We start from the raw sequence: 11,955 nt of genomic DNA on the forward strand, positions 1-11,955 counted from the left end.
GGTCCGGGTCGGCTGTGCGGTCTCGTTTGGCTGTGCGGTCTCGTTTGGCTCTGCGGCCCGGGTCGGCTCTGCGGTCGCGGTCGGTCTTGCGGTCTCGGCTGATTCCGTGGTCTCGGCTGGTTCCGTGGTCGCCGAGCGTGGCCGGGGTGGCCCGTCGCCGGATGAGTTGGCTGGTCGGGCGGGTGATGACGGGCCATCGGGCGAGCTGGCGGGCGGCACAGGGGGACGATACCTGTCGATCGGCCGATGGGGTGGGGCATCGATCGGCGTTTCGCCTCCGGCGGGCCTGGCGTACACGTATTTGCGTGGAGAGGTGTCGGACCGGGCGGTTAGGGTCGGGCGGTGATTACCGGGCGACCACTGATTCAGGCTCGTGGGCTGGTGAAGCGGTTCGGTGACTTCACCGCCGTGGACGGCATCGACGTCGAGGTGCAGGCGGGCGAGGCGTTCGGGTTCCTCGGGCCGAATGGTGCCGGCAAGTCCTCCACCATGCGGATGGTCGGCTGCACCTCCCCGCCGAGCGATGGGGAGCTGCGCATCCTCGGCCTGGACCCGGTGGCCGACGGACCGAGGATCCGCGCCCGCCTCGGGGTGTGCCCGCAGCTCGACAACCTCGACCCGGAGCTGACCGTCCGGGAGAACCTGACCGTCTACGCCCGCTACTTCGGCATTGCACGCCGGGCGGCACGGGCGCGGGCCGACGAGTTGCTGGACTTCGTCCAGCTCAGCGAGCGGGCCGACAGCAAGGTCGATCCGCTCTCCGGCGGGATGAAGCGCCGCCTGACCATCGCCCGTGCCCTGGTCAACGAGCCGGACATCGTGCTGCTGGACGAGCCGACCACCGGGCTCGACCCGCAGGCCCGGCACCTGGTGTGGGAGCGCCTGTTCCGGCTGAAGCAGCAGGGCGTCACGCTGGTGCTCACCACGCACTACATGGACGAGGCCGAGCAACTCTGCGACCGGCTGGTGGTGATGGACGGCGGGCGGATCGTCGCCGAGGGCTCACCCCGGGCGCTGATCGAGCGGTACTCCACCCGCGAGGTGGTCGAGCTGCGCTTCACCGCCGAGTCGCAGGCGCCGTTCGCCGACAAGCTCGACGGGGTGGGGGAGCGGGTCGAGGTGCTGCCCGACCGGGTACTGCTCTACGTGCCCGACGGCGACGCGGCGGTCGCCGAGGTGACCGCGCTGGGGTTGCAACCGGCGAACGTGCTGGTGCGACGCAGCAGCCTGGAGGACGTCTTCCTGCACCTGACCGGCCGCACCCTCGTCGACTGAGGCGGCCTCAGGTGTGCCGCCGAGCTTCGTCTATCGGGCTCTGGCCCAGGTGAGGAAGCGGTCGGTCAGCGGGGCGGTGTCCGCGAGGTCTCCGGTGGCCTCGTCGAGCAGCGTGGCGAGGTAGATGAGCAGGCCGGTCCGGTTCTCCCGGTACTCGCCGAGCAGCGCCAGCCGAGCCGGGGAGCAGGGCCACGCGGCGCCGCAGACCCGGCAGCGCCACGACGGGCGGGCCGCCACATGCGGACGGTAGCGGGGCATGAACGCCTCCCTCGGTCGTGAGCCGACGTGCTCGGGTCGGGCAGGTCCTTTGCTCTGCTTACACCGACGCAACACCCGAGGGCTCCCGGTGTTGCCTCCGGTGAAGCAGAGCAAAGGATGGGTGGGAGCGCCCCGGATCGGGGGTCACGCGGCACTCCCGGCCTGGTTCCGCCCGCCGTCCGATCCCGTGAGCGGTTCCGCTGCGTGACAGTCTGGTGATGACGCGACTACGGTGGGAGGTTCCGCGCGCCGACGGCCAGCGCGTACGACGGTCGGCCCGGCACGGTACGAAGATGTACGGAGGTTGTCCGTGGAGAGTTCGTCCATGCTGGAGCACTTCGCCGAGGAGCTACGGCTGGCCCGGGCCGACCGGGGCCTGTCACAGGCGGCGCTGGCCGAGGCGTTGAGCTACTCGGGCGCGCTGGTCGCCAAGGTGGAGACCTCCGAGCGCCGGCCGAGCCTGGACTTCGCGCGCCGCTGCGACGTCGTGCTCGCGGCCGACGGCCGGTTCGAACGCATCCAACGGCGGATCAGCCGCGAGACCGTCGTGCCGTGGTTCCGCGACTGGGCCGGCATCGAGCAGGAGACCACCGCACTACGGTGGTTCGAGCCGCTGTGCGTGCCGGGTCTGTTGCAGACGGAGGGGTACGCCCGCGCTCTGCTGACCGGCGGCGGTCTGTTTGCGCCGGATGAGATCGAGCAACACGTCTCGGCCAGACTGGACCGACAAGGGCTCCTCACCCGCGACCGGCCGCCGTTGATCACCGCGCTGATCGATGAGCATGTGCTTCGCCGAGACGTCGGTGGATCGGATGTGATGCGCGAGCAGATCCAGCACCTCGTGAAGCTGGGATCGGCGTTCCCGCGGGTGCGAATCCAGGTAGTACCGGATCTCGCGGGTGCTTACGCTGGGCTCGCAGGGCCCTTCGTGATCGCTACGGCGCCTCAGGGTGAGGACCTTGTCTACCTTGCGGGTCAGCGCCACGGGCAGGTTATCGACCGGTCCGATTACGTGCGTCAGATGGTCGAGGTGTGGGAGTCGATCCGGGGTGAGGCACTATCGCACGGGCAGTCCCTGGAACTGATGGCGGAAGTGGCGGAGACATGGATGTGACTGGCGCCCGCTGGCGCAAGAGCACTCGTAGCGGCCCGGACGGGGGCAACTGCGTGGAAGTGGCCGACAACCTGCCGGGAGTGGTGGCCGTGCGTGACTCGAAGGACCCGGATGGCCCGGTGCTCGTCTTCGAGCCCGGGGCGTGGCGCGCGTTCGTCGGGCTCGGTGCCGGTGTCCGATAGGTCCCCGGCCCGGTAGCTCCTCGGTCCGGTAGGTCGCCGCACCGGTGGATGCTCGGCCCGGTAGGTCGCCGGGCTGGTAGTTCGCGGGGCCGGTTGGTTCCTCGACCGGCGCGTGGTCTGGCCGCCAGGGCCTGCACAGCACCAAGGTCCACTCGGCTTCCTGTTAATCGGGGTGTCTGCGGAACCGGGACACCCCGATTTCCGGGAGCCCGAGTTGATCTGCCATGAGGCACTACGGCAGCAGCGACGGAGGCGGAGAAGGTGGCGGAGACATGGAGCTGACCGGCGCGCGGTGGCGCAAGAGCAGTCGCAGCAACGGCAGCGGCGGGGCCTGCGTGGAGGTGGCCGACAACCTTCCGGGGCTGGTGGCCGTACGCGACTCCAAGGACCCGGGTGGTGCCGCGCTGGTCTTCACGGCCGACGCGTGGCGCGCGTTCGTCGGGTCCGAGGCCACTCGTCGAGCGTGATCCACACCAGATCGCCGATCTGGGGGTGTCCGGGCGATGGGATACCGCCACATCGCCGACCTGGAGTGGATCATCGCGCGGGCAGCCCTCGCTAGCGCGGCGCGGGGTGATCCACTCGACTTCCCGGATGTCGGGGCTTCCCCCGGCCGTCGACACCCCGACTTCTGGGAAGCCGAGTCGATCACGCCAGCGCCAGCGCCGGGCACGCCAGCGTCGGGCACGCCAGCGCCGGGCAGGCCGGCGTCGGGCCGGGCACGCCAGCGTCGGGCACGCCAGCGTCGGGCACGCCAGCGTCGGGCACGCCAGCGTCGGGCACGCCAGCGTCGGGCCGGGCACGCCGGGACTTCGGGCCGGGTGCGTCGGGGTCGGGCACGGCGTAAAGGGGTCGCGGACTGTCGTACCCCGGGGGTAGACAGGTCGTGGTCGATGCGGGCGGAGGTGGCGCGGTGAGTGTGGCGGTGCGGACGCGGCCGCCGTGGGCGCCGGCGTCCGCGGTGTTCGGCTACTACCTGGTCGGGCTGCGGCGTACCTGGCGGGCCGGGGTGTTCTCGTCGTTCCTGCTGCCGGTGCTGACCGTGCTCGGGTTCGGGGTGGGCGTCGGGGGCTACATCGACCAGGGCGTCGACGGGGTGCGCTATCTGGACTGGCTGGTCCCCGGGCTGATCGCCTCGACCGCGCTCCAGGTGACGGTGGGCGACTCGACGTGGCCGGTGTTCAGCAACTTCCAGTGGGTCAAGAGCTACCAGGCGCAGAGCGCGTCGCCGCTGCGCGTCGGCGACATCCTGGCCGGGCACCTGGCCTTCGTGGTGTTCCGGGTGGTCACCACGATCGCGGTGTTCGTGCTGGTCACCGGCCTGTTCGGGGCGCTGCGGTCACCGTGGGCGGTGGTCACCCTGCCGGTGGTGGCGTTGCTCGGGCTGGCCGTGGCCGCGCCGACCTTCGCGTACGCCGCGGTGGTGTCCAGCGACAACTGGCTGGCGATGCTGTTCCGGTTCGCGATCATCCCGATGAGCCTGTTCGCCGGGGTGTTCTTCCCGGTCGAGTCGCTGCCCGACGGGCTGCGCTGGGTGGCGTACGCCACGCCGCTCTGGCACGCCGTCGACCTGTGCCGGGCAGCCACGCTCGGGGTCGCCCCACAGTGGTCGATCGTCGGCCACCTGCTCTATCTGGCCGCCTGGGCGGTCGGCGGGTGGCTGCTCGCCCTGCGTACCTTCCGTCGCAAGCTCGTCGTCTAGGGAGTCCCGTGGTCACGTTGGTCCTGCCCCGGCTGGTCGACGTCTCCGGCGCGTCCCGCCGGTCGGCGTCGGTGATCGGGCGCAACGTCACTGCCCTGAAGGCGGTCTACTGGCTACTGCTGCTCTCCGGCTTCGTGGAACCGCTGCTGTACCTGTTCTCCATCGGTCTCGGTGTCGGGGCGCTGGTCGGGGACCTGCCCCTGCCCGACGGGCGGCTGGTGTCGTACGCCGAGTTCGTGGCTCCGGCGATGCTGGCCTCCTCCGCGATGACCGGGGCGATCTCGGAGACCACATTCAATTTCTTCGGCAAGATGAAGTACATGAAGCTGTACGACGGGATGATCGCCACGCCCGTCCGACCGTTCGAGATCGCGCTCGGTGAGCTGGGCTGGGCGATGCTGCGGGGCAGCGCGTACTCGGCGGCGTTCCTCGTGATCATGGTCGCGCTCGACCTGACCACGGTGCCCCGGGCGGTCACCGCGTTGCCGGCGGCGGTGCTGGTCGGGTTCTCGTTCGGCGCGCTCGGCATGGCGGTCGCCACCGTGATGCGGAGTTGGCAGGATTTCGACCTGGTGGGGTCGGCCCAGTTCACGCTGTTCTTCTTCTCGGGCACGTTCGTGCCGGCGCAGGCGTACCCGACCCTGCTGCACTGGCTGGTCGAGGTCACCCCGCTGTACCGGGCGGTGCACCTGATCCGCGGGGTGACCGTGGGCGCCGGCGGTTGGCTCTGGCTGCTCGACGTGCTCTACCTGCTGGCGATGATGGCGATCGGTCTGCTGGTGGCGTCCCGCCGGATGGGCAGGATGCTTTACAAGTAGGGGGTTATCCGAGGCCGTCGACGGGGCATGTCCGCAGGTGACACCGCCGACGACGAGGAGGGGCGATGGCCTCGGACGAGTCTTCCGCCCAGCGCGAGCGCGACCACAGCGCCGCAGGCGACCGCACCGCGCCCGACAGCACCGTGCCCGACAGCACCGCAGGCGACCGCAGCGCGCCCGATCGCAGGCACGGCCGGAGCGAGCACGACCCCCGCAGGCGCGGCACCGAGCGTGACCGTGCCAGCGCGGCGGTCGGGCCGGTGGGGCCCGACGACGGTCCGGACAGCCCTACCGACCTGCCCGGCAGCGGCTGGAAAGCGGCGATCCGTCGCACGGTCGGCGAGTTCCAGGACGACAGCCTGACCGACTGGGCGGCGGCGCTGACCTACTACGGGGTGCTGTCCATCTTCCCCGGGCTGCTGGTGCTGATCTCCATCCTCGGGCTGCTCGGGGAGAGCGCCACCGAGGGCGTCAAGGACACCGTCAGCCAGGCGGTGCCGAACGACAGCATCCAGACAATCATCAACGACGCGATCGGCGCGGCGCAGGACAACGGTGGGCTGGCCAGCGTCGCGGCGATCATCGGTCTGCTGGCGGCGTTCTGGTCCGCGTCCGGGTACGTGGGCGCGTTCATGCGTGCCTCGAACACCATCTACGACGTGCCGGAGGGCCGGCCGATCTGGAAGACGCTGCCGATCCGGCTCGGCGTGACCGCGGTGATCGGGGTGCTGCTGCTGGCCAGCGCGGTGATCGTGGTGTTCACCGGTCGGCTCGCCGAAGCGGTGGGGGACGTCGTCGGCCTCGGCTCGACGGCGGTCACGGTGTGGGACATCGCCAAGTGGCCGGTGCTGCTGATCCTGGTCAGCCTGATGTTCGCCATCCTCTACTGGGCGTCGCCGAACGCCCGGCACGGCGGGTTCCGCTGGGTCAGTCCGGGTGGCGTGCTGGCCGTGGTGATCTGGCTGGTGATCTCGGGCCTGTTCGCGTTCTACGTGAGCAACTTCGGCTCGTACAACAAGACGTACGGGGCGCTGGCCGGCGTGATCATCTTCTTGATCTGGCTGTGGTTGAGCAACATCGCGATCCTGCTGGGGGCCGAGTTCGACGCGGAGTTGGAGCGCGGCCGGGCCATCTCGGCGGGGCATCCCGTCGACGACGAGCCGTACGTCGAGCTGCGCGACGACCGCAAGCTCCGCAAGAAGGGCGCCGCGCACACCGGCTGAGACACCCGCACCCGCCCCGCCAGGACAGACCCGCTGGCGGGGCGGGTTCGTGTCGGTCGATGAAACTGCACGCGAGCGCCTGGGGGCACGCCGTTATCCTTTTCTTGATCCACTTTTAGCTTTTGTTCCTTCGGACAAAAGTTGGGAACGGAACGGCTGAAGCTCTGGACACGCGGCGCGGCGCGCTCCTACTGTGTCGGACACAACACATCGGCGTTGCGTCGATGTGAACGAGTCCGATGAAGAGGTGAACCGCGCGTGCGGACCGTCGACCCCCTGCACGTCCGACTGTTGCGGTTGCTCCGCGACGAGGGGGCCGTGTCCCGCGCCGAGTTGGGTGACCGGCTCCAGATGCCGCGCCCGCGACTGTTGGCCGAGCTGGACCGCCTGGTCGCGTTGGGGTACGTCGCCGAGGCCGGCTTCGCCGCCTCCCGGGGCGGGCGTCGCTCGACTCTCGTCGAGTTGAACCCGAAGCTGCGCTTCGCCGCCGTCGACCTGGGCGCCAGCTCGATGGACGTCGAGGTGGTCAACGGCCGCCTCGAACCGGTGGCCCACTACGCCGAGCCGGCCGACATCCGCAGCGGCCCGAAGGTCACCCTGCAGAGGGTCAACGAGTTGCTGCACAAGGCCCGGGTCGACGGGGCGTACGAGCGGCTGGACGCGGTCGGCATCGGCGTACCCGGGCCGGTGAGCTTCCGCGACGGCGTGCCGGTGTCGCCGCCGATCATGCCGGGCTGGGACCGGTTCCCGGTCCGCGAGCTGCTCAGCCGGGAGCACGCCTGCCCGGCGGTGGTCGACAACGACGTCAACATCATGGCCATCGGGGAACGCCACGGCGGGGTCGCCCACTCGGTGGACGACTTCCTCTTCGTGAAGATCGGCACCGGTGTCGGCTGCGGCATCTACCTCTCCGGCGAGGTCTACCGGGGTACCGACGGCTGCGCCGGGGACATCGGCCACATCCAGGTCGACGCGCACGGTCCGATGTGCTCGTGCGGCAACGCGGGCTGCCTGGAGGCGCTGTTCAGCGGTGCCGCGCTGGCCAAGGAGGCGACCGCCGCGGCCCGCAGCGGAGCGTCGCCGGCGCTGGCCGAGCGGTTGAGCCTGCGCGGCACGGTGACCGCCCAGGACGTCGCCGAGGGCGCCGTCGAGGGGGACGTCACCTGCATCCAGCTGATCCGCGACGGCGGACGGCGGGTCGGTGGCGTGCTCGCCGGCCTGGTCAGCTTCACCAATCCGTCGATGATCGTGATCGGCGGCGGGTTGGCCCACCTCGGGCACATCCTGCTCGCCGAGATCCGCAGCGTGGTCTACCGCCGGTCACTGCCCCTGGCTACCGGCAACCTGCCCGTCGTGCTGTCCGAGTTGGGTGGCCGGGCCGGTGTCGCCGGCGCGGCCGTGCTCGCCAGCGACGTCGCCTTCGGGGAAGCATCATGAGCGAGGAGGAGACCGTGGCCCTGTCCGACGAGACCGCCACCACCGGGTCGGCCGCCGCCGACGCCGCCGCGCCGCTGGTCGAAGCTCCGCCCGACACCGTCGCGGGCGAGGTGGTCCTGCGCCTCACCGACGTGGTCAAGACCTTCCCTGGCGTACGCGCCCTGGACGGGGTCCAACTCGAGGTACGCGCCGGAGAGGTGCACTGCCTGCTGGGGCAGAACGGCGCCGGCAAGTCCACCCTGATCAAGGTGCTGGCCGGCGTGCACCAGCCGGATTCCGGGCTGGTCGAGTGGCGTGGCGAACCGGTCACCTTCGCCAACCCGCAGGCCGCCATGAAGGCCGGCATCGCCACCATCTACCAGGAACTCGACCTCGTCGAAGACCTCTCGGTCGCGGAGAACGCGTTCCTCGGGCACGAGTACCGCAGCCTCGGCTTCGTCCGGCGCGGTCGGATGGCCAAGCACACCCGGCAGATCCTCAGCCGGCTCGGTCACGGCGAGATCCCACCCGGACGGATGGTGCGCTCCCTGCCGGCGGCCGGCAAGCAGATCGTCAGCATGGCCCGCGCGCTGTCGCACGAGGCGCGACTGATCATCATGGACGAGCCGAGCGCGGTGCTGGCCCACGACGAGGTCGGCAACCTGTTCCGGATCATCCGTGAGCTGACCGCGCAGGGCATCGCCGTCATCTACATCTCCCACCGGATGGAGGAGATCCGCGAGATCGGCGACCGGGTCACCGTACTCAAGGACGGCCGGACCACGGCGGCGAACCTGCCGGCGCGCGACACCCCGACCCGCGACCTGGTCAGCCGGATGACCGGCCGGACCATCGAGTACGTCTTCCCGGACCGCCCGGCCGACGACACCGCCGGGGCCGACCTGCTCCAGGTGGAGGGGTTGACCCGCACCGGCGAGTTCGCCGACGTCTCGCTGACCGTGCGGGCCGGGGAGATCGTCGGCATCGCCGGCCTGGTCGGCTCGGGCCGGTCCGAGCTGTTGGAGACGATCTACGGAGCCCGGCTGGCGGAGGCCGGCACGGTGCGGATGGACGGCAAGGTGCTGCGCCCCGGCGTCGGGGCGGCGGTACGGGCCGGCATGGGCATGGCCCCGGAGGAGCGCAAGAGCCAGGCGCTGCTGCTGGGCGAGCCGATCTACCGCAACGTCACGCTTGCCACCTTCGGCCGGTACGCGCGGCTCGGCTTCACCAACGCGGCGGCGGAACGCGCCGAGGCGGACCGGATCGCCGAGACCCTGGAGCTGCGGCCCCGGGACGTCGACCGGCCGGTCCGGACCCTGTCCGGCGGCAACCAGCAGAAGGTGGTGGTCGGCCGGTGGTTGCTCGGCGGCACCAAGCTGCTGCTGCTGGACGAGCCCACCCGCGGTGTGGACGTGGGTGCCCGGGCCGAGCTGTACCAGGTCATCCGCTCACTGGCCGCGCAGGGCGTCGGGGTCCTGCTGGTCTCCAGCGAGGTACCCGAGGTGCTGGGCCTGGCCGACCGGGTGCTGGTGATGCGCGAAGGCCGGGTCGTCCGCGAGGCCGCGGCCGGCGAACTCGACGAGAACACTGTGCTTGACCTCGTGATGGCGGGGTCCTTGATGGAAGGCGCACCGGCATGAGCGACGCGACTCCCACACCCACCGCGACACCGGAGCGCCCGCAGCTTCCGGCCCAGTCGCCGCCGGTGGACCCGGCGGAGACGGCGGTGGCCAGCGACAAGGCGGCAGCCACCGGCAAGCTCTCCTGGTGGCGGGGCGACGGCGGCGACGGCGCGAAGCGCAACCTCGGCCTGATCGGCGTGCTGGCCGCGCTCATCGTGGTCGGCGCGATCACCAAGCCGGACCTGTACGGCGACCCGACCTGGGTCTGGAACAACGTGCTGGCGATCCTCCAGCTCGCCTCGGTCGTCGGCGTGGTCACGGTCGGCATGACCTTCGTGATCATCGGCGGTGGCATCGACCTGTCGGTCGGCGCGATCGTCGCGCTGGCCGGGGTCTGGTGCACCACGGTCGCCACCCAGAGCTACGGCGCCGGCGGCATGATCTTCACGGCCCTGGTGGTCGGCATCTGCGTCGGCCTGGTCAACGGCGTCCTGATCTCGTACGGCAGGTTGGTGCCCTTCATCGCGACCCTCGCGATGCTGGTGGCCGCGCGCGGCCTGGCGGCCTCGATCTCCAACAAGCAGACGCAGGTGTCGAGCAGCACGTTCATCAACGACATCGCCGCCCGCAAGGTGATCGGCATCCCGATCCTGGTCTACATCCTCGGCGCGGTCGTGCTGGCCGGGTGGGTCCTGCTCAACCGGACGACCTTCGGCCGGCGGACCATCGCCGTCGGTGGTAACCCGGAGGCGGCCCGGCTGGCCGGTATCAACGTCCGCCGGCACACCATGCTTCTCTACGCGCTCTCCGGGCTGTGCTGCGGCATCGCGGCCATCATGCTCACCTCGCAGGCCACCTCGGCGCAGGCGGCGATGGCCAACCTGTACGAGCTGGACGCGATCGCCGCCGCGATCATCGGCGGGACGCTGCTCAGCGGTGGTCGGGGCACGATCGTCGGCTCGCTGCTCGGCGTCATCATCTTCGCCACGATCACGAATCTCTTCGCCATCAACGGCCTCTCCATCGAGGCGCAGAACATGGTCAAGGGCGGCATTATCGTCGCGGCCGTCCTGATCCAGCAGTTCCAGTTCAAGTCAGTCACCCGGCTCCTCGCGCGGAACAGGGTCACCACCACGACCTGACGCACCGCACCGTTGTCCTGGCGACGTCGAGATCTTCGACGGTGGCCGGACCTCGCACACCCTCACCCATGTGAAAACCCGCTCCCAGGAGGTCGTTCATGACCCAGAACAGTCGCGACCTGTCGCGCCGCCGGTTGCTCTTCGGTGGTGCCGCGGTCGGCGCCGCCACCCTGCTGACCGCCTGCACCAGCAACGAGACCCCGGCCGCCAGCACGCAGACCAAGGCCGCCGGCAACGCCGAGGGCAACAACGCTCCGGGCAAGAAGGTGGTCATCGGCTTCTCCGCCCCGGCTGCCGACCACGGCTGGATGGGCGCGATCCACGCCAACGCCAAGGCGCAGGCCGCGGCGTACTCGGACGTGGAGTTCAAGGAGGTCGACGGCGGGTCGAACTCGGAGGCCCAGCGCTCCACGCTCGGCACCCTGATCGCCCAGAAGCCGGACATCATCGTCGTGCTGCCGCACGACGGCAAGGAGGTCAACGCCGTTGCTCTCCAGGCCATGCAGGCCGGCATCCCGATCGTCAACCTCGACCGGGCGTTCCCCGACGCGCTGGCCTCGCGGCTGGTGATCAAGGGCGACAACTACGGCATGGGCGTCTCCGCCGGCCACTTCATCGGCAAGATGCTCAAGGACAAGGGCGTCGCCAACCCGGTCATCGGTGAGATCGCCGGCCTGGAGATCCCGCTGACGGTCGAGCGCAGCGAGGGCTTCAAGGCCGCCCTGGCGACCTACGGGTTCAAGGTGAGCAACCGGCGCTCGGCCGAGTTCACCTCGGACAGTGGCCAGCGCGAGGCGGCCCAGCTCCTGCAGGCGCTGCCGAAGATCGACGCGATCTGGAACCACGACGACGACCAGGGCATCGGTGTGCTCGCGGCCGTCAAGCAGGCCAACCGGTCGGAGTTCTTCATGGTCGGCGGCGCGGGCTCCAAGCTCGCGATCGACGCGATCAAGGCCGACAACTCGGTGCTGAAGGCGACGGTCACCTACAACCCGTCGATGGCGTCCTCGGCGATCTCGCTCGCGCGGCTCATCGCGCAGGGCCGGGGCCTGGGCGACCTGACGGAGCTGCAGGTGCCCAAGGAAGTGACCCTCGCCTCCGAGACGATCACCAAGGAGAACGCGAGCAGCTACGACAAGCTCGGGTTCTGACATACCGGGGGGAGACCCACCTTGTCCACGACAGACAGAGAACTGCGGATCG

The 11,955-nt window shown here is 70.3% G+C and carries 12 protein-coding genes; 11 read left to right on the top strand and 1 reads right to left on the bottom strand.

What is annotated here, in order from left to right; genetic code table 11:
- The first annotated feature begins 342 nt into the window (after positions 1 to 342).
- Entirely contained in the window at positions 343 to 1,275 is a 933-nt protein-coding gene (locus tag AC3EN4_RS16185; protein WP_435206636.1) for an ABC transporter ATP-binding protein, read from the top strand.
- Between the two features lie 30 nt (positions 1,276 to 1,305).
- Here AC3EN4_RS16185 and AC3EN4_RS16190 read toward each other — a convergent pair whose 3' ends face one another.
- Positions 1,306 to 1,533: a flavin reductase gene (locus tag AC3EN4_RS16190; RefSeq protein ID WP_435206637.1), complete on the bottom strand. Its 228-nt coding sequence runs from the start codon at positions 1,531 to 1,533 to the stop codon at positions 1,306 to 1,308.
- A gap of 325 nt (positions 1,534 to 1,858) precedes the next feature.
- On the opposite strand from AC3EN4_RS16190, the gene AC3EN4_RS16195 reads away from it, so the two are divergent.
- The 10 genes from AC3EN4_RS16195 (at position 1,859) to AC3EN4_RS16240 (ending at position 11,903) form a co-directional block, all read left to right on the top strand.
- Positions 1,859 to 2,647: a helix-turn-helix domain-containing protein gene (locus AC3EN4_RS16195; RefSeq protein WP_435206638.1), complete on the top strand. Its 789-nt coding sequence runs from the start codon at positions 1,859 to 1,861 to the stop codon at positions 2,645 to 2,647.
- A complete protein-coding gene (locus AC3EN4_RS16200; RefSeq protein ID WP_396804172.1) occupies positions 2,638 to 2,829 on the top strand; it encodes a DUF397 domain-containing protein in 192 nt (63 codons plus the stop codon). The genes AC3EN4_RS16195 and AC3EN4_RS16200 overlap by 10 nt, the downstream gene beginning before the upstream one ends.
- A 272-nt stretch (positions 2,830 to 3,101) precedes the next feature.
- The gene (locus AC3EN4_RS16205) at positions 3,102 to 3,296 is read left to right on the top strand and encodes a DUF397 domain-containing protein (RefSeq protein ID WP_435206639.1); all 195 of its coding nucleotides are present in this window, start codon (positions 3,102 to 3,104) and stop codon (positions 3,294 to 3,296) included.
- Between the two features lie 446 nt (positions 3,297 to 3,742).
- Positions 3,743 to 4,531 carry an ABC transporter permease gene (locus AC3EN4_RS16210; protein ID WP_422736398.1) on the top strand — a complete coding sequence of 263 codons (789 nt, stop codon included), beginning with the start codon at positions 3,743 to 3,745 and terminating at the stop codon, positions 4,529 to 4,531.
- 8 nt (positions 4,532 to 4,539) lie between these two features.
- Positions 4,540 to 5,349, top strand: a complete 810-nt coding sequence (locus tag AC3EN4_RS16215) for an ABC transporter permease (RefSeq protein ID WP_435206640.1) — start codon at positions 4,540 to 4,542, stop codon at positions 5,347 to 5,349.
- 65 nt (positions 5,350 to 5,414) lie between these two features.
- Positions 5,415 to 6,572 carry a YihY/virulence factor BrkB family protein gene (locus AC3EN4_RS16220; protein WP_435206641.1) on the top strand — a complete coding sequence of 386 codons (1,158 nt, stop codon included), beginning with the start codon at positions 5,415 to 5,417 and terminating at the stop codon, positions 6,570 to 6,572.
- Positions 6,573 to 6,830: 258 nt separating this feature from the next.
- Positions 6,831 to 8,009, top strand: coding sequence for an ROK family protein (locus AC3EN4_RS16225; protein ID WP_435206642.1), 1,179 nt, complete (start codon positions 6,831 to 6,833; stop codon positions 8,007 to 8,009).
- Entirely contained in the window at positions 8,006 to 9,628 is a 1,623-nt protein-coding gene (locus tag AC3EN4_RS16230) for a sugar ABC transporter ATP-binding protein (protein WP_435206643.1), read from the top strand. Before AC3EN4_RS16225 ends, AC3EN4_RS16230 begins: the two co-directional genes overlap by 4 nt.
- Positions 9,625 to 10,752 carry an ABC transporter permease gene (locus AC3EN4_RS16235; protein ID WP_422736393.1) on the top strand — a complete coding sequence of 376 codons (1,128 nt, stop codon included), beginning with the start codon at positions 9,625 to 9,627 and terminating at the stop codon, positions 10,750 to 10,752. Before AC3EN4_RS16230 ends, AC3EN4_RS16235 begins: the two co-directional genes overlap by 4 nt.
- Before the next feature lie 98 nt (positions 10,753 to 10,850).
- Positions 10,851 to 11,903 (top strand): substrate-binding domain-containing protein, encoded by a 1,053-nt coding sequence (locus AC3EN4_RS16240; protein WP_357175797.1) that lies wholly within the window; start codon positions 10,851 to 10,853, stop codon positions 11,901 to 11,903.
- The last annotated feature ends 52 nt before the right edge of the window (positions 11,904 to 11,955 follow it).

It is taken from the genome of Micromonospora sp. bgisy143, from assembly GCF_057708145.1.

Coding starts and splice junctions, on each gene's coding strand:
- AC3EN4_RS16190 (WP_435206637.1), bottom strand. CDS start 1,533: ATGCCCCGCTACCGTCCGCATGTGGCGGCCCGCCCGTCGTGGCGCTGC.
- AC3EN4_RS16195 (WP_435206638.1), top strand. CDS start 1,859: ATGCTGGAGCACTTCGCCGAGGAGCTACGGCTGGCCCGGGCCGACCGG.
- AC3EN4_RS16200 (WP_396804172.1), top strand. CDS start 2,638: ATGGATGTGACTGGCGCCCGCTGGCGCAAGAGCACTCGTAGCGGCCCG.
- AC3EN4_RS16205 (WP_435206639.1), top strand. CDS start 3,102: ATGGAGCTGACCGGCGCGCGGTGGCGCAAGAGCAGTCGCAGCAACGGC.
- AC3EN4_RS16220 (WP_435206641.1), top strand. CDS start 5,415: ATGGCCTCGGACGAGTCTTCCGCCCAGCGCGAGCGCGACCACAGCGCC.
- AC3EN4_RS16230 (WP_435206643.1), top strand. CDS start 8,006: ATGAGCGAGGAGGAGACCGTGGCCCTGTCCGACGAGACCGCCACCACC.
- AC3EN4_RS16235 (WP_422736393.1), top strand. CDS start 9,625: ATGAGCGACGCGACTCCCACACCCACCGCGACACCGGAGCGCCCGCAG.
- AC3EN4_RS16240 (WP_357175797.1), top strand. CDS start 10,851: ATGACCCAGAACAGTCGCGACCTGTCGCGCCGCCGGTTGCTCTTCGGT.